At 58.5% G+C, this 15539-nt stretch carries 18 protein-coding genes; 10 read left to right on the forward strand and 8 right to left on the reverse strand.

Annotated elements, in window-relative coordinates:
• Position 1 precedes the first annotated feature (1 nt).
• The 3 genes from lepA to K7A42_RS16090 all read right to left on the reverse strand — a co-directional run bounded on the left by lepA (position 2) and on the right by K7A42_RS16090 (position 3375).
• The gene (gene lepA / locus K7A42_RS16080) at positions 2-1828 is read right to left on the reverse strand and encodes a translation elongation factor 4 (RefSeq protein ID WP_004439328.1); all 1827 of its coding nucleotides are present in this window, start codon (positions 1826-1828) and stop codon (positions 2-4) included.
• A 72-nt stretch (positions 1829-1900) separates the two neighbouring features.
• Positions 1901-2770 carry a carbon-nitrogen hydrolase family protein gene (locus tag K7A42_RS16085; RefSeq protein ID WP_282455542.1) on the reverse strand — a complete coding sequence of 290 codons (870 nt, stop codon included), beginning with the start codon at positions 2768-2770 and terminating at the stop codon, positions 1901-1903.
• Positions 2767-3375 (reverse strand): GNAT family N-acetyltransferase, encoded by a 609-nt coding sequence (locus tag K7A42_RS16090; RefSeq protein WP_162719259.1) that lies wholly within the window; start codon positions 3373-3375, stop codon positions 2767-2769. The genes K7A42_RS16085 and K7A42_RS16090 overlap by 4 nt, the downstream gene beginning before the upstream one ends.
• A gap of 72 nt (positions 3376-3447) precedes the next feature.
• On the opposite strand from K7A42_RS16090, the gene K7A42_RS16095 reads away from it, so the two are divergent.
• The 3 genes from K7A42_RS16095 (at position 3448) to K7A42_RS16105 (ending at position 5058) form a co-directional block, all read left to right on the forward strand.
• Entirely contained in the window at positions 3448-3849 is a 402-nt protein-coding gene (locus tag K7A42_RS16095; RefSeq protein ID WP_282455543.1) for a ketosteroid isomerase-related protein, read from the forward strand.
• 89 nt (positions 3850-3938) lie between these two features.
• The gene (locus K7A42_RS16100; RefSeq protein WP_004439336.1) at positions 3939-4520 is read left to right on the forward strand and encodes a helix-turn-helix domain-containing protein; all 582 of its coding nucleotides are present in this window, start codon (positions 3939-3941) and stop codon (positions 4518-4520) included.
• A 19-nt stretch (positions 4521-4539) separates the two neighbouring features.
• Entirely contained in the window at positions 4540-5058 is a 519-nt protein-coding gene (locus tag K7A42_RS16105; protein WP_022555450.1) for a GNAT family N-acetyltransferase, read from the forward strand.
• A gap of 18 nt (positions 5059-5076) precedes the next feature.
• On the opposite strand, the gene K7A42_RS16110 is transcribed toward K7A42_RS16105, so the two are convergent.
• Positions 5077-6150, reverse strand: a complete 1074-nt coding sequence (locus K7A42_RS16110; RefSeq protein ID WP_282455544.1) for an alpha/beta hydrolase family protein — start codon at positions 6148-6150, stop codon at positions 5077-5079.
• A gap of 140 nt (positions 6151-6290) precedes the next feature.
• Between K7A42_RS16110 and K7A42_RS16115 the strand changes: the two genes are divergently transcribed.
• Positions 6291-7385, forward strand: coding sequence for a helix-turn-helix domain-containing protein (locus K7A42_RS16115; RefSeq protein WP_282455545.1), 1095 nt, complete (start codon positions 6291-6293; stop codon positions 7383-7385).
• A 7-nt stretch (positions 7386-7392) separates the two neighbouring features.
• Here K7A42_RS16115 and K7A42_RS16120 read toward each other — a convergent pair whose 3' ends face one another.
• Positions 7393-8496, reverse strand: a complete 1104-nt coding sequence (locus K7A42_RS16120) for a TRAP transporter substrate-binding protein (RefSeq protein WP_004439343.1) — start codon at positions 8494-8496, stop codon at positions 7393-7395.
• 185 nt (positions 8497-8681) lie between these two features.
• Positions 8682-9155, reverse strand: coding sequence for a group III truncated hemoglobin (locus K7A42_RS16125; protein WP_282455626.1), 474 nt, complete (start codon positions 9153-9155; stop codon positions 8682-8684).
• Between the two features lie 140 nt (positions 9156-9295).
• Between K7A42_RS16125 and mbfA the strand changes: the two genes are divergently transcribed.
• Complete coding sequence (gene mbfA / locus K7A42_RS16130; RefSeq protein ID WP_006699734.1) at positions 9296-10279, forward strand: iron exporter MbfA; 984 nt, start codon at positions 9296-9298, stop codon at positions 10277-10279.
• Positions 10280-10336: 57 nt separating this feature from the next.
• Here the strand turns inward: mbfA and K7A42_RS16135 are convergent, their stop codons facing one another.
• Positions 10337-10951, reverse strand: coding sequence for a transglutaminase-like cysteine peptidase (locus tag K7A42_RS16135; RefSeq protein ID WP_004439350.1), 615 nt, complete (start codon positions 10949-10951; stop codon positions 10337-10339).
• A gap of 118 nt (positions 10952-11069) precedes the next feature.
• Positions 11070-11858, reverse strand: a complete 789-nt coding sequence (locus tag K7A42_RS16140) for an alpha/beta hydrolase (protein WP_153776395.1) — start codon at positions 11856-11858, stop codon at positions 11070-11072.
• A 187-nt stretch (positions 11859-12045) separates the two neighbouring features.
• Between K7A42_RS16140 and infC the strand changes: the two genes are divergently transcribed.
• The 5 genes from infC (at position 12046) to pheS (ending at position 15531) form a co-directional block, all read left to right on the forward strand.
• Positions 12046-12582, forward strand: a complete 537-nt coding sequence (gene infC / locus K7A42_RS16145; protein ID WP_004439353.1) for a translation initiation factor IF-3 — start codon at positions 12046-12048, stop codon at positions 12580-12582.
• Between the two features lie 184 nt (positions 12583-12766).
• Positions 12767-12970 (forward strand): 50S ribosomal protein L35, encoded by a 204-nt coding sequence (rpmI, locus tag K7A42_RS16150; protein ID WP_003493355.1) that lies wholly within the window; start codon positions 12767-12769, stop codon positions 12968-12970.
• Positions 12971-13010: 40 nt separating this feature from the next.
• A complete protein-coding gene (gene rplT, locus K7A42_RS16155) occupies positions 13011-13415 on the forward strand; it encodes a 50S ribosomal protein L20 (protein ID WP_003493358.1) in 405 nt (134 codons plus the stop codon).
• A 162-nt stretch (positions 13416-13577) separates the two neighbouring features.
• The gene (locus K7A42_RS16160; protein ID WP_035206809.1) at positions 13578-14456 is read left to right on the forward strand and encodes a lipopolysaccharide kinase InaA family protein; all 879 of its coding nucleotides are present in this window, start codon (positions 13578-13580) and stop codon (positions 14454-14456) included.
• The gene (gene pheS, locus K7A42_RS16165) at positions 14449-15531 is read left to right on the forward strand and encodes a phenylalanine--tRNA ligase subunit alpha (RefSeq protein ID WP_004439367.1); all 1083 of its coding nucleotides are present in this window, start codon (positions 14449-14451) and stop codon (positions 15529-15531) included. The genes K7A42_RS16160 and pheS overlap by 8 nt, the downstream gene beginning before the upstream one ends.
• Positions 15532-15539: the final 8 nt, after the last annotated feature.

The raw sequence follows: 15539 nt of genomic DNA on the forward strand, positions 1-15539 counted from the left end.
CTTATTCGTCGTTCATCTTCAGAGCGGCGATAAAGGCTTCCTGCGGAATTTCGACCTTGCCGAACTGGCGCATGCGCTTTTTGCCTTCCTTCTGCTTGTCCAGAAGTTTGCGCTTGCGTGTGGCGTCGCCGCCGTAGCACTTCGCCGTCACGTCCTTGCGCAACGCGCGCACGGTTTCGCGGGCGATAACCTTGCCGCCGATGGCGGCCTGGATCGGGATCTGGAACATGTGCGGCGGAATGAGTTCCTTCAGCTTTTCGCACATGCCGCGCCCGCGCCGGTCGGCCGCCGAGCGGTGGACCAGCATGGAAAGCGCATCGACGGGATCGCCATTGACGAGGATTGACATCTTGACGAGATCGCCTTCGCGATAATCGATGATGTTGTAATCGAACGAGGCATAGCCCTTGGAGATGGACTTCAGGCGGTCGTAGAAATCGAACACCACTTCGTTGAGCGGCAATTCATAGGTGATCATGGCGCGGTTGCCGACATAGGTCAGCTCGGTCTGCAGGCCACGCCGGTCCTGACAGAGTTTCAGGATGCCGCCGAGATATTCATCCGGCGTCATGATCGTCGCCTTGATCCAGGGCTCGCGGATTTCCTTGATCTTCACCACGTCGGGCATGTCCGCCGGGTTGTGAAGTTCCTTTTCCGTGCCATCCGTCAGTGTCATTTCGTAGACGACCGAAGGCGCTGTCGCGACGAGATCGAGATTGAATTCGCGCTCGAGGCGTTCCTGAATGATTTCGAGATGAAGCAGGCCCAGGAAGCCGCAGCGGAAACCGAAGCCGAGAGCGGCGGACGATTCCATTTCGAAGGAGAAGGAGGCATCGTTAAGGCGAAGCTTGCCCACCGCCGCGCGCAAATCTTCGAAGTCGGCCGCATCGACCGGGAAGAGGCCGCAGAACACCACGGGCTGCGCGGGCTTGAAGCCGGGCAGGGCCTGCGCCGTCGGACGTTTGTCGTCGGTGATGGTATCGCCAACGCGTGTATCGGCCACCTCCTTGATCGAGGCGGTGATGAAGCCGATCTCGCCGGGGCCGAGACTATCGACATTGACCATCTTCGGGGTTAGGACACCGACGCGCTCGATGCCGTATTTCGCGCCCGAACCCATCATGCGGATCTGCTGGCCCTTGCTCAGCACGCCATCGATGACGCGCACCAGAACCATGACGCCGAGATAGGTGTCGTACCAGCTATCGACCAGCAGCGCTTTCAGCGGCCCGTTTTCGCCGACATCGCTCTTCGGCGGCGGCAGGCGGTGGACGATGGCTTCCAGAACATCGGGAATGCCGAGACCTGTCTTGGCGGAAATCATCACGGCGTCGGAAGCGTCGATGCCAATGACTTCCTCGATCTGTTCCTTGATGCGGTCGGGTTCGGCCGCCGGCAGGTCGATCTTGTTAAGAACCGTGACCAGCTCATGATTATTGTCGATTGCCTGATAGACATTGGCGAGCGTCTGGGCTTCCACACCCTGCGAAGCGTCGACCACCAGCAGCGAACCTTCGCAGGCCGAAAGCGAGCGGGAGACTTCGTAGGCAAAGTCGACATGACCGGGCGTGTCGATAAGGTTCAGCACATAGGTCTCGCCGTTATTCGCCTTGTAATGCAGACGAACGGTCTGAGCCTTGATGGTGATCCCGCGCTCGCGCTCGATATCCATCGAATCGAGCACCTGTTCCGACATGTCGCGTTCGGCGAGGCCGCCTGTCGACTGGATCAACCGGTCGGCCAGCGTCGATTTGCCGTGATCGATGTGGGCAACGATCGAAAAGTTGCGTATATGGTCCAGGGGCGTGCGGGTCGAATTTGTGCTCATGTTCCGCGCTATAGCAGGGGCTTGTCATGCCGCAAAGCGGGAATTTGGTTAAAAGCCCTTTAAAATGGGCTTTCAGACCGCAAATTGCTCCGGCCAGTCGCGGCGGGTGGCAACCTGCCCCTCGGTGCGGAGCCTCGCCACTGCGGCAAGATCGATATCGGCGATCAAAAGGCTGCTTTGCGTCACCGCATCACTTTCGCTTTCCGCGGTGATGCCGGATGCTGGCATGCCGTAGTCCGACGGCACGTAAAGGGCAGCGCGACCACGATTTTCATCGACGGCCGGGGACCATGGCGCTTCCCCGGCGGTGGGCGATGACAGGACGGCATACTGGTTTTCCAGCGCCCGCGCCTGCGCGCCGATGCGGACCCGATAGGCACCCGCGAGGGTATCGGTGCAACTGGGCGCTAGGACCAGTTCGACGCCGAGTTCCGCCAGCCTGCGGCCAAGCATCGGGAACTCGTTGTCGTAACAGATGAGAATGCCCAGCCTGCCGATCGGCGTCTCGAAGGCTTTTAGACCCTCGACGCCGGCATGAATGTTCCATTGCTCCCGTTCGAAGCGGGTCATGATCTGCTTGTCCTGATAACCGATCAGGCCATCCGGACCGAAAAGCCACGCGCGATTGCGGAATTTGCCGTCCGGGTCCTTCACAGGCGCGCTGCCGGGCTGGAACAGAATTTGATGTTGCCGCGCCAGCTCCTCGCATAGCTCTACCCAGGAGGGGATCATCGGCTGTATCTCTTCGATGGAACGGTGCAGATCAGAACGGATGTCGGGTGGCAACTGACCGGTCAGCGTCATAGCCGAATATTCCGGCAGCAGCAGCAGTTCTGCGCCCTCGCTCTTGGCCTCGCGGACAACGGCGGACAGATGGGCGGTATAGGCCTCCCATGTCTCGATCAGCTCGATGGCATATTGGCTGGCGGCGAGGCGTGTCATGTGTCTCCATCTCCGGCAAGGATGGTCTTCATCCAGAATGACAGGGGTTTGGGGCTCTCGGTGCTTTCGTCGAGGTCCTGCCAGATGAAGCTTGTATGCAGCTCGGGGTGGTGGCGATAACCGCGCTTTTCCCAGAAGGCATTGAGCGGCACGTAATCCGTCGGCCGGCGGGGATGGTCGGCAGGCCGCTCGACAGCGCAGAAGGTGCACTGGTTGAAGCCGAGCCGCTTTGCATGTGCCTCCCGCTCCTCGAAGAAGCGCACGCCGACGCCGTGGCCGCGATAGCCGGGAAGCAGCACGCTTTCACCGAAGTAGAATACCCGGTCCGGATCGTAGCCCGCTTCCACGAATGGCGTTTTCACCTCGTCGGTTTCGGCGGCCATCGGCATGCCGGTGGACATGCCGACCACTCTGCCGTCATCGAGCGCCAGCACGAAGATCGCCCCGTCCGTATCGGCATAGGTCGCAAGATATTTGCGCTCATACTCCAGCGAGCCGTCATAGAGATACGGAAAGGCGCGAAACACCTCGATCCGCAGGCGCGCGAGGTCATCGAAATAAGGTGTGGCGTCAATGCCGGAAAGAGACTTGATTTCGACGGTCATGGGCATTTTCACTCTCGGTTGCACTGGTTATACCGTCATGGAACACCCGCGCAAGCATGAACGGAGAAGACGATGACCGCTGCCGAGACCATCCGCGCCTATTACGATGCCTTCAACCGTCAGGATATGGATGCCTTCCTGGCGCTGCTTCACGATGAGGTGGTGCATGACATTAATCAGGGCGAGCGCCAGACCGGCAAGCTCGCCTTTGCCTCCTTCATGGATCATATGAACCGCTGCTATAAGGAAAATCTTACCGATATGGTGATCATGGCGAGCGAGGATGGAAAGCGCGCGTCCGCCGAATTCATTGTCAATGGCGAATATCTCAAGACTGACGAAGGGTTGCCCGAGGCGAACGGTCAGACATATGTGCTGCCGGCCGGCGCCTTTTTTGATCTGAAAGATGGAAAGGTTAGTCGAGTAACGAACTACTATAATCTGAATGACTGGATTGCCCAGGTCGGCGTCTGACGCCTATTTGCCGATAAGCACCCGGCGGAAAAATGACAATTTCCACTATGAAGGATATTGACTCCATCATGTGAGAGTGAAATTCTCATATGATGGAAAACGAAGATCACATTCTCGAACGCTCGATCGGCGAGCGCATCAAAACGTTGCGGGCTGAAAGCGGCCTGACGCTGGACAGGCTTGCATCCGAATCGGGCGTCAGCCGCGCCATGATTTCCCGTATTGAAAGGGGAGAGGCGAGCCCCACCGCGTCGCTGCTCGCCCGCATCTGCGCGGCATTTGGCCTGTCGCTCTCCGGTTTCTTCGCCGAAAATGAAGAGACCGTTTCTCCGCTGGTGAGAAAGCGCGACCAGCAGCTCTGGAAAGATCCCGAGACAGGCTATGTCCGCCGCGCCATTTCCCCGCCGCGTGTGGGATCGGATGTCGATATTGTCGAAGTCGAATTTCCAGCCGGCGCGCGCGTCGGTTTTCCGCCGCATGCGGCAAGCCGGGGCATGACGCAATATGTCTGGCTTTTCGAAGGCGTGCTGGAAATGACGAGCGGCGGAAACGTTCACCGGCTGGAACCGGGCGATTGCCTTTTCATGCCGGTCGGAGAAGGGCACGTCTTCCACAATCCTTCCGAAAAACCTGCTCGTTATGCCGTGGTGCTGGATCAAAGACAGCGCTGATTTCCCCACAGGAGTTTTTATGACCATCATCCGCATGTTGAACGGGCAAGAGACCATCGATGCCCTGCCAGAACTCTGCGAAGTCCTCGCCGCCTGCGTGAACGGCGGCGCCTCCGTCGGCTTCATGTTGCCCTTTTCCCCGCAGGATGCCGAACCCTTCTGGCGATCCGTGGCTGAAGCGGCAGGTCAGGGTGCGACTATTCATGTGGTAGCGGAAGTGGATGGCAAGGTGGTCGGCACCGTGCAGGTAGGCCTTGCCTCAAAGCCCAATCAGCCGCATCGCGGCGATCTGATGAAACTTCTCGTGCACCCATCCGCCCGAGGCCTTGGCGTCGCTCGCAAGCTCATGCAAAGGGTGGAGGAGGAAGCGGCAAAACGTGGCCGTACCCTTCTGGTTCTGGATACGGCAACTGGCAGCGATGCAGAGGCGATTTATCCCCGTCTCGGCTGGGAACGGGTCGGCGTCATTCCGGATTACGCCCTGTTTCCGGATGGACGCTTTTGCAGCACGACCCTGTTCTATAAGCGGATCGGCTAGGCCTTTGAGACTGCAGCCTCACTGGCCCGGCTTCAGCGTGCGGTTGAAAGCTGTAAGGATCATCGTCTCCAATTGTGCGTGAATATCCGCTCGGTCTCGTGGTCCGGCCGGTTCGCAGATCGGATCATGCTCGCCGATGGATTTGAGAAATGCATCGGCATCCGGTTTGCAGAGGGGCAGGAAGCTGAAATGGTTGGCGTCGTCCACCCGCAGGTAGGTCGCGCCGGGCACGTCGTCTGCGAGTTTATCCGCAAGCACGGCCGGCGGAATTTTACCTTTGCTGCCGAGATTGATGAAGGTCAGCGGAATATCGATCGCTTTCAGGCTCTCCGGTTTGAAAGCCAGCGCCAGGCCGGGATCAACCAGCACGGCGGAACGGATGCGGGGATCGCGGTTCTGCTGCTCGAAATGGGCCTTGTCGAGGGTTCTTATATCCAGCTTCGGAACGCTGACCGGCTCGCCTTTGAGGTAACCCCGGCCGCCGGCGAACCACTGGCAATCCATCATCGAAGAATAGTCCTCGCAATAGCGGGCATAGGCATCGAGATCGGCGCGCGCACCCACGATCTCCATCGCCGCGCTGCCGCCCAGCGAGAAGCCGAGAACGCCGATCCTCTTCGTGTCGATCGCATTCGACCACTTGCCTTCTGCCGTCATGACCGTAATGATCGTTGAGAGATCGTCCGTTCGCTCCCAGATTTTCGGCGTATCGGCGGGCGTGGAATCGCCGCTGGTGGTGCCGGGATGGTTGGTGCCGGCGACGATGAAACCCTCACTCGCAAGCTTCGCGGCGATCCATGCCATGCCGGACACTCTTGAACCTGAGCCGTGGGACAGAAGCACGAGTGGCAAACGGCCCGGTTTCACCGCACCATCCTTGAACACGGGCGTGCCCTGAAAAATTCGGTCCTCGCCGGAAGGCGCCTGTGTGCCCTTTCCGTCAGATGGATACCAGACGGTGAGAGCAAGGTCTTTGCCGCGAGCTGGCGAATGAACGGTAGTTTCGCTGATGCCGACGGCGTCCGCCGCAAAAACCGGTTGAGTGACGAAAGCGGAAAATAACATGGTCGCTATGGTGGTGACAGGGCGCATGAAAACCTCGTGTGTTTGGGAAGAACGGTGCTCAATCTGCGCCGCCACGTATTTTTTGCGTCCTTGATCGCGTTAAAGGTCGTACCGAAACGCGATCTGGTCCATGAAGTGCGACAAGGTTTCGCTCCGGGATGGTTATCGTGCTTTTCATTCCCCTGCCTTTCGTCGTGGCGCTGTTGTTGGTGGTCATGTTCATCGTCTTCTTTCGAAGCGGAGACGATGTGCGGACAAACCGCGTATTTTTGGCGCTTATCGCCCTTTGCGCCGTGCAGTCTGTGCTCGTCGGCCTGCGCTGGGGATATGGGGTGAGCCTGGTGCGATACGTGCTGCCGGTTTTGGCCGCCTGCCTTCCGCCACTTGTGTACATTGCCTTTCGCGGCCTGATGAAGGTGGGGCCGGAAAGCAGAAGGGCCATGCTGGCAAGCCTCGCCCTGTCCCCTCTGCTGATCATTCTTCTGGAATTCACACTCCCGGTCGCTATCGATCTTGGCCTGATTGCCCTCTTTGTTGGCCATGCCACCGCCCTGCTGCTGCTCGGAAGAAAAGGGCCTGATGGGCTGGACGAGGCGCAATTCGCCAGCGTCGCTTCGGCACACAAGGCGCTCATCATCGCTGCTGCGGCGCTGTGCGTTTCCGCGATGTTCGATCTTCTGGTGTTTCTCGATTTCGAATGGGCACATGGCGAGAACGTCGCGGCGCTCGTCAGCAACGCCAATCTTTTCGGCCTGTTGCTGATCGGGCTGATGGCGGCCATGGCCGGGAAAAGCAAGGCGTCGCAAGCGGCCGCGGAGCCGCCGGCAGAGGTGCCGCCTCCTTCGGAACCATCACAACAGGACCGCGAGATTGTTGCGGGCCTCGATCGCCTGATGACGTCGCAGGCGCTCTACCGCGACGAAAATCTCAACCTGTCGCGCCTAGCAAGACGCCTCGGCCTGCCAAGCCGGCAGATTTCCGGGGCGATCAATCGTTCGCTCGGCATCAACGTCTCGCAATATGTCAACCAGCTCCGCATTCGCGAAGCCTGCCGGTTGCTGGAGGAGACGGATCAATCGGTGACATCGATCATGTTTTCTTCCGGCTTTCAGACCAAGTCCAACTTCAACCGGGAATTTCGCCGCGTCACCGGCATGAGCCCGATCGACTGGCGCGAGCGGGAAGTCTGGAAGCTGGTCTCGTCTAACAAAACGGCCACCCGGCAGATGCCGGATGACCGTCTGAAGATCGTCGGGAAATGATTGTCTATCAGAGCGTGCCGTTACGCTGCTGGATCATCATGTAGGTGTCATAGGTGTATTCGGCGATCTGTGCCCACAGATAGGCATCCTTCTTGAAGGCCTGCTGGCTCTCGTAGATTTTCTTGAAGCTCTCGTTCTTGGCCGAAATCTCCGCGTAGGTTTCCTGCGCCGCTTTGTGGCAGACATCGAGGATTTCCTGGCTGAAGGGGCGCAGGATCGCGCCCTGCGCTACCAGTTCCTTCAGCGCCTTCGGATTGCGTGCATCGTAGCGTTCCAGCATGCTGGCGCTGCCCGCGGCGCAGGCGTCTTTCAGGATGCGCTTGTAGTTTTCCGGCAGTTCGTTGAACTTCTGCAGGTTGACGAAGGCATGAACGGCCGGGCCGCCTTCCCACCATGCGGGGTAATAGTAATATTTCGCGACCTTGTAGAAGCCGAGCTTCTGGTCATCATAGGGGCCGACGAACTCGGTGGCGTCGATCGTGCCCTTTTCGAGCGCGGCGTAGACATCGCCGCCGGCGATCTGCTGCGGCGTCACGCCAACCTTCTGCATCACCTGGCCGGTGAGGCCGGCGATACGCATCTTCAGACCCTTGAGGTCGTCGATGGTGTTGATTTCCTTGCGGAACCAGCCGCCCATCTGGGCACCGGTGTTGCCGAGCAGGATCGAGTAGATATTGTGCTGGGCAAGGAACTCATTGAGCAGCTCGTTGCCGCCGGCCTGGTTGAACCAGGCATTCGTCTGGCGCGCATTGAGGCCGAAGGGAACCGAGGTCCCGAGCGCGAAGGTCGGGTCCTTGCCAACGTAATAATAGGCGCATGTATGCGCCATTTCGACGGTTCCGGCCGTCACCGCGTCCGCAGCCTGCAGGGCCGGCACGATCTCTCCGCCCGCGAAATGCTGAATGACGAAATTGCCGCCGGAAGCTTCCTTAACGTGATCGGCGACGATCTGGCCCGCGCCGAACAGAATGTCGAGGCCCTTGGTGAAGGACGACGTCATGCGCCAGGTAATCTTGGGATTTTCTTGTGCGATGGCCGGAGCGGCCAGCGCCGTTGCGGTAACACCGGCGCCCACGGCGCCAGCCTTGCGGATAAATGATCTGCGATCCATGTCGATAAGCCCTGCTATGCTTCATATTACAGGCGAACCGCACGGTACGCCTCCCGCCGGCTACTAAACATTTATCCTTGCGGCCATCAAGAGGGAATGTTCGAAACCTGCGCGCTCCTGCGCGGCGCTTCGTCATAGTTCCAACTCTGCAATCAGGTGCCGTACCCAGGCCCCGCGCCTTGCGGTTAAGACGACGATCGCGTCAACGCGGGATCATCGAGCGCCGGATTGTAAAAGAGCGAGAGCGTCAGGCTTCTGGCGATGCGTTCAGCGGTTTCCATAAACCAGTCGTGCGCCTCTCTGCCCGGTGCAATGTCATCGAGTGTGGCGGAAAACAGCGCAAGCCATTGGGGGAAAAGCTCGGCGGTCATACCTTTTACGCCAAGATGGGCTTGGACCGGCTTGCCGCCATAGCCGCCATTCTTGAACGCGACGGCCGCCCAGAACTGCTTCATCCTGGCCATATGTTCCGGCCAGCGGCCTGCAAGCCGCGCATCGAAAACGGACCCGAGCGCGGGGTGCTCCCGCACGCGACCGTAAAATGTTTCCACCAGCAGATCGATGAAACGGGCATCGACACCGATAGCCGCCATCGCTTTTTCTGCCCTGTCCTGAATTTCTGCGCTGTGGGCGGCTCTTGCCGCGGCTGGGTTCTGCATCATCGATCCTTTCCCGACGAATTTACGCCGCTGGGCTGCCATCGGCAATGCGGCGCTTTGACTGGTTAGAATTATTCTAAGATGGCTTGATCGCGGGGTGCAGCGGATGTATTTAGAATTATTCTAAAAAGGTTTCAGCCATGTTCCACAGTCTTTTCTCGCTTTCCAAACGTCCCTTTTCCTCCCTCAGCGAACAGGAAATCCTGGCGCTCGCCATCTCGTCGGAAGAAGATGACTCCCGCATCTACCGCTCCTATGCCGATCACCTGCGCGCGCAATATCCTCAATCGGCGAAGGTTTTTGACGACATGGCCGAGGTCGAGCAGCAGCATCGAAACGTGTTGATCGACATGCATCGCCGCCGCTTCGGAGAAACCATACCGTTGATACGCCGGGAACATGTGCGTGGTTTCTACGAACGCACACCGGACTGGCTGGTGAAGAATCTCTCACTGGAAAAAATTCGCGCCCAGGCGGAATTGATGGAAGCGCAGGCAATCCGTTTTTATGACGAGGCCGTCAAGCGCACCACGGATGCCTCGACGCGCAAGTTGCTCGGTGATCTGGCGGAGGCAGAGCGCGGCCACGAGGATATCGCGCATATGCTCGAGGAAAAACATCTCGATGAAAACGGCAGAACGGAAGAAGAGGAGACCGCCAAGCGTCAGTTCCTCCTGACCTATGTGCAGCCGGGTCTCGCCGGCCTTATGGACGGTTCCGTGTCGACGCTGGCGCCAATCTTTGCAGCGGCCTTTGCCACACAGGATACCTGGCAGACCTTCCTCATCGGTCTTTCCGCCTCCGTCGGCGCGGGCATCTCCATGGGGTTTACGGAAGCCGCTCATGATGACGGCAAGCTTTCCGGTCGAGGCTCGCCACTGAAGCGCGGCCTGGCATCGGGAATCATGACGGCCATTGGCGGCCTCGGCCACGCGCTGCCCTATCTCATCCCGCATTTCTGGACAGCCACGGCTATTGCCGCGATCGTTGTTTTCGTGGAACTCTGGGCTATCGCCTTCATTCAGAACCGCTTCATGGAAACGCCATTCCTGCGCGCCGTCTTTCAGGTGGTCCTCGGTGGCTCATTGGTGCTGGCGGCCGGCATTATCATCGGCAATGGCTAAAGGCAGAAGCCCGCGGCGCGTGCCGCGGGCTTTTCGATATAATCGATTTCATGCAGATCAGCGCAACGCGCCGACCAGAACGTCCCGACCATCCTCGATGGAAACCCAGCGGCCCGTATTAAAGGACGCCTGCCGCTTCAGATAGGTGTAGTTTGTGTCGGTCCAGAGCTTCACGTCGTCGGTGAGATTATCGAGAATATAGTCGCCATCCGTGGTGCGAAGGGTAAGCACCGCATGACCTTCACCATCAGGCTTGCGAACGACTGTTATCAGCAGGTCGGCCACAGAAAATCCGCGCTCGATCAGCTTCTTGCGCTTCAGCAGTACGAAATCTTCGCAATCGCCTGCGGTTGTCGGGTATTCCCAGACCTCGTCCTTGCCATAGATTTCCTGGTCGGTCATCGCCACGATGGTCGTGTTGACGGAGGTGTTGACCTCGCGAATGACGCCCCAGCCATAGTCGGTGACGCGTGGCGGCGGCGTCGCCTTGCTGCGAATGTTGCACTCGTCGGCATATTTCTGACAGAACTCGTAATGGCCGATCGGCTGGGAGGTGATCCCGCCCGTCACCATGGAAGGGCTTCCCTTGGTTTCCGCCATGGCGGAGGCAGCAGTCATTAGCCCGGCGGCAACTGCAGACAGCAGCGCACGCGCCAGCGGTGCGTTCATCATGAAACCCGTCCCTTAATTCTTAATGAAAAGTTAAGAGGGTTGGGGGGCAGGAGTCAATCTTTAGCAATCAATGGCGCGCAAGACTCGTTGAATATGGTTAAGAGCGTTGCGGAAATGCCTATGTTGCAAGGGCTCTCACCGCCGTGAGCATCCTTTCAATGTCCTGTGGCCGGGAGAGCCGGTGGTCGCCGTCGCGGATCAACGTCAGAACCACGTCGTCGGCTGGCAGGTGTTCCAGAAGTTTCAGCGCGTGTTGATAGGGCACGTCGGGATCGCGCATGCCCTGCAGGATGTGAACGGGGCAACCGGTGGTGATGATGCCCTGCAACACGCGGTTCTGCCGGCCGTCTTCCATGAGCGCGCGGGTGAAGATGTTGGGCTCGGGACTGTATTCCGAGTGCTCCTCGAAATATCCCCTCTCCAGCAGCGATGTCTTTTCTGCCTCCGTGAGGCTGGGCTCTATCAGTTCCGCCGTGAAATCAGGCGCAGGCGCGATGAGGATCAGGCCTGCGACGGATGGGGCGCCACCTGTCTTGCGTAGTTCCTCAACCATGCGCAAGGCGATCCATCCACCCATCGAAGAGCCGACGAGAATGACGCTCGACTGTGCCTTTGCACGCACTACGGCGAGAGCCTCTTCCAGCCATCGGGAGATCGTGCCTTTTTTGAAATCTCCGCCGGACGCGCCGTGGCCGGAATAGTCGAACCGAAGGCAGGCAAGGCCGTTTTCCGCTGCAAAGCGATCCAGTTCGACCGCCTTTGTTCCGGTCATGTCTGAACGATAGCCGCCGAGCCACACCAGCATGGGTGCGCTTTTGCCGGAAATCGCCGGACGATGGAGAATGGCAATCTCGCGGCTGTTGTTATCGGGACCTACGCGCAGGAATTCGGCGGCTTGTTCGCTCATGTATATGCAATTCTCCTGATTTTAGTGCAACAACGGCGGCGTATTTGCAAAAACCGTGACAACAGGTGATCTTTTCGGGCAGATATGCTATTGACTTCGCCACGGCAATAACGACATTTCCGCCGCTTGTACCAAACAAGCTGTTTTTTGCCGACGTGATCCAGAAACAGATCAGGAGAATACGACCATTCGCAGACCTTTCAAAGCCGATGCCCCCGTCAAGGAGGGGCCGCGCTCCAACCGGGAAATTCGGGTTCCCAGAGTTCAGCTTATTGATGAAGAGGGCCAGAACCTCGGTAGCATGCCGACGGATCAGGCATTGAAACTGGCGGAGGAGGCCGGTCTCGATCTCGTTGAGATTTCGCCGAACGCTGAACCGCCGGTGTGCAAGATCCTCGATCTCGGCAAACTGAAATACGCGACCCAGAAAAAGGCCGCTGAAGCGCGCAAGAAACAGAAGATCGTCGAAGTCAAAGAAATCAAGATGCGCCCTAACATCGACACGCATGATTATGACGTGAAGATGAAGGCGATGGGCCGTTTCTTTGAAGATGGCGACAAGGTGAAGGTGACGCTGAAGTTCCGTGGCCGTGAAATGGCTCACCAGGAACTGGGCATGAAGCTTCTTCTTCAGGTGAAGGAAGACACTCAGGCGATTGCCAAGGTGGAGGCCGAGCCGAAGCTTGAAGGCCGTCAGATGATGATGGTTCTCGCGCCGAAATAACTTATACCGCCACAGAACTGGCGTAATGAGCCGCACGGGGAAGTTCGCTTTCCCCGTTGCGCTTTTAACCGACTGCGGTTATAAGCGCGCGTCCGAACGGTCCGGCAGGGCATGCCGAGGCCGTTCCTGAATAGCTTGAAATAGGCCTCGTCTGCCTGTTTCGATACAAAAACGGAGTAGCAAAATGCCCAAGATGAAGACGAAGTCCGCTGCAAAGAAGCGGTTCAAGATCACTGCAACCGGCAAGGTTGTTGCAGCCGCCGCCGGTAAGCGCCACGGCATGATCAAGCGTACCAACAAGTTCATTCGCGACGCGCGTGGAACCATGGTTCTCGCCGAAGCTGACGGCAAGAAGGTCGTCAAGAACTACCTGCCGAACGGTCTCTGAGACTTTTCCGCATTTTTGGACACTTTAAGGAGATCATGACATGGCACGCGTAAAACGTGGCGTAACTTCCCGCGCCAAGCACACCAAGACACTCAAGGCAGCCAAGGGTTTCTACGGCCGCCGCAAGAACACCATCCGCGCAGCAAAGGCTGCCGTGGATCGTTCCAAGCAGTACGCTTACCGCGACCGCAAGGTCAACAAGCGCAACTTCCGCGCTCTTTGGATCCAGCGTATCAACGCTGCTGTCCGCGAATTCGGCCTCACCTATGGCCGCTTCATCGACGGCCTGAACAAGGCTGGCATCGAAGTGGACCGCAAGGTTCTGTCCGACATGGCTATCCATGAGCCGGCAGCATTCGGCGCGCTCGTCGAAGCAGCGAAGAAGGCGCTTGAGTACCTCAAGGATGCTGGTACGGCCAACGAGTTTGAAACCGCTGTAAAGTAATTACGGCGCGGACAATCTGTTGTTCATTTGAACCCGCGTCGGGCAACCGGCGCGGGTTTTTTCTTTTCAGCTGCCATACATTTCTATCGGCGTTTTTTAATTTAGAAATTTAGAAGACTTGGAGTATTCACGCCGTTTGAAGCGAAACCTTTGGTGGACGAAATGCAGGTCAATAAAAGTGAGGTTGTGGAAGCGGAAGGTTTCCGCGTTCATCTCGACGACGATGACATCGCAACCGTGATGCGTGTCCTCCTGAAAAGTGACCGTCGCATTCAGAAGGTTGAACTCTCGCAGCTGACGGTGTGGATCAAACGGCAGGGCACGGAGCGTGTGACGTGGTGGATGAAAATTCAGAAGCTGCTGTCAAAACTGCTGCCCTACGCTTTTCTTCGCCCTTCCGAGCCGCTTGATGGCGCGGGCCTCATGCAGCGAGAACTGGAAACCTTGCAGCAGTTCCAGCAGCGCGGCTTCCCGGTTCCGCCGCTGATCTACTCATCCCGCACGGCCGTGGTGCTGGGAGATGTAGGCCCGACGCTCATGGAGCGCATGGATGCCCTGAAGGCCTCCGATCCGATCGAGCATGACGCCCTGCTTGTTAAATCCGCAGAAGCACTTGGCGAGCTGCACGCCGCAGGCCTCTGCCACGGCCGCCCGCATGTACGAGACTTCTTCTTGAAGGATGGCCGTATCGGTTTCATGGATTTCGAGGAGCGCCCTCAGGATGTCATGCCGCTGGAAACGGCGCAGGCTCGTGATATCTGGCTGCTGTTTCTGCAGGTTGCCACGCGCGCCAATGATGCCCCCAAAACCCGCGACGCCGCCTTTTCGCGCTGGCTCGAAAATGCTCCACCCCGCGCACTGGAAGAATTAACCCGCTTGACCCGCATTCTCGGGCGTTTTTTACCGCTTGCCCGGTTGATCGGGCGCGTGCGGATGGGTAGTGATCTGCGACGCTTTATCATGGCGACCGACTATCTGATGAATGCTGTGAACACCGACGCCGCTGTTAAAAAATCCGGCAAGGCAGGAAAAGATGACTGAACTTGATACCTTGAAATCGCAATTGATGTCGGAGATCGCCGCCGCTGCCGATGAACCGGCCATCGAAGCCGTGCGCGTCTCCGCGCTTGGCAAGAAGGGCTCGGTTTCGGAGCTTCTGAAGACGCTTGGCAGCATGAGCCCGGAGGAGCGCCAGACCCGCGGCGCCGCCATTAATCAGCTCAAGACCGAAATTACCGACCTTATCGGCGAGCGCAAGAACGCGCTGAAAGATGCCGCCATCGCCGCGCGTCTCAAGGCCGAAACGGTGGACGTCAGCCTGCCCGTCCGCCAGTCTCCGGCAGAGCGCGGCCGCATTCATCCCATCAGTCAGATCGTCGACGAAATCACTGCCATCTTCGCGGATATGGGTTTCTCCATCGCCGAAGGTCCTGACATCGAGACTGACTATTACAATTTCACGGCACTGAACTTCCCGGAAGGCCACCCGGCCCGCGAGATGCACGATACCTTCTTCTTCCAGCCGGACGAAAAAGGCGAGCGTAAGGTGCTGCGCACCCATACCTCACCGGTGCAGATCCGCACCATGGAGAGCCAGAAGCCGCCGATCCGCATCGTCATCCCCGGCAAGACCTATCGCCAGGATTCCGATGCCACCCATTCGCCGATGTTCCATCAGGTCGAAGGTCTTGTCATCGACAAGAAGGCGCATGTCGGCAATCTGCGCTGGATTCTTGAGGAGTTCTGCAAGGCCTTCTTCGAGGTCGACAGCGTCGTCATGCGCTTCCGCCCGTCCTTCTTCCCCTTCACGGAGCCAAGCTTCGAGGTGGATATCCAGTGCGACCGTTCCGGCCCCATCGTCAAGTTCGGCGAGGGCAAGGACTGGATGGAAATTCTCGGCTGCGGCATGGTGCACCCAAACGTGCTGCGCGCCGGCGGGCTGGATCCGGATGAATATCAGGGCTTTGCCTGGGGCATGGGTCTCGACCGCATCGCCATGCTTAAATACGGCATGCCCGATCTGCGCGATTTCTTCAACGCCGATGTCCGCTGGATGAACCACTACGGGTTCCGCCCGCTCGACATGCCGACGCTGTTCGGCGGTCTGAGCGTTTAGTCCGGTTA

The organism is Agrobacterium sp. InxBP2 (genome assembly GCF_026191755.1).
In the GTDB taxonomy this organism is placed as follows: domain Bacteria; phylum Pseudomonadota; class Alphaproteobacteria; order Rhizobiales; family Rhizobiaceae; genus Agrobacterium; species Agrobacterium pusense.

What these genes read in the sequence shown, in the direction of transcription:
- K7A42_RS16100 (WP_004439336.1), top strand. Translation starts at nt 3,939, where the DNA reads ATGATGGAAAACGAAGATCACATTCTCGAACGCTCGATCGGCGAGCGC.
- pheS (WP_004439367.1), top strand. Translation starts at nt 14,449, where the DNA reads ATGACTGAACTTGATACCTTGAAATCGCAATTGATGTCGGAGATCGCC.
- mbfA (WP_006699734.1), top strand. Translation starts at nt 9,296, where the DNA reads ATGTTCCACAGTCTTTTCTCGCTTTCCAAACGTCCCTTTTCCTCCCTC.
- K7A42_RS16135 (WP_004439350.1), bottom strand. Translation starts at nt 10,951, where the DNA reads ATGATGAACGCACCGCTGGCGCGTGCGCTGCTGTCTGCAGTTGCCGCC.
- K7A42_RS16105 (WP_022555450.1), top strand. Translation starts at nt 4,540, where the DNA reads ATGACCATCATCCGCATGTTGAACGGGCAAGAGACCATCGATGCCCTG.
- lepA (WP_004439328.1), bottom strand. Translation starts at nt 1,828, where the DNA reads ATGAGCACAAATTCGACCCGCACGCCCCTGGACCATATACGCAACTTT.
- rpmI (WP_003493355.1), top strand. Translation starts at nt 12,767, where the DNA reads ATGCCCAAGATGAAGACGAAGTCCGCTGCAAAGAAGCGGTTCAAGATC.
- K7A42_RS16120 (WP_004439343.1), bottom strand. Translation starts at nt 8,496, where the DNA reads ATGGATCGCAGATCATTTATCCGCAAGGCTGGCGCCGTGGGCGCCGGT.
- K7A42_RS16125 (WP_282455626.1), bottom strand. Translation starts at nt 9,155, where the DNA reads ATGCAGAACCCAGCCGCGGCAAGAGCCGCCCACAGCGCAGAAATTCAG.
- K7A42_RS16110 (WP_282455544.1), bottom strand. Translation starts at nt 6,150, where the DNA reads ATGCGCCCTGTCACCACCATAGCGACCATGTTATTTTCCGCTTTCGTC.
- K7A42_RS16160 (WP_035206809.1), top strand. Translation starts at nt 13,578, where the DNA reads ATGCAGGTCAATAAAAGTGAGGTTGTGGAAGCGGAAGGTTTCCGCGTT.
- rplT (WP_003493358.1), top strand. Translation starts at nt 13,011, where the DNA reads ATGGCACGCGTAAAACGTGGCGTAACTTCCCGCGCCAAGCACACCAAG.
- K7A42_RS16085 (WP_282455542.1), bottom strand. Translation starts at nt 2,770, where the DNA reads ATGACACGCCTCGCCGCCAGCCAATATGCCATCGAGCTGATCGAGACA.
- K7A42_RS16140 (WP_153776395.1), bottom strand. Translation starts at nt 11,858, where the DNA reads ATGAGCGAACAAGCCGCCGAATTCCTGCGCGTAGGTCCCGATAACAAC.
- K7A42_RS16090 (WP_162719259.1), bottom strand. Translation starts at nt 3,375, where the DNA reads ATGACCGTCGAAATCAAGTCTCTTTCCGGCATTGACGCCACACCTTAT.
- K7A42_RS16095 (WP_282455543.1), top strand. Translation starts at nt 3,448, where the DNA reads ATGACCGCTGCCGAGACCATCCGCGCCTATTACGATGCCTTCAACCGT.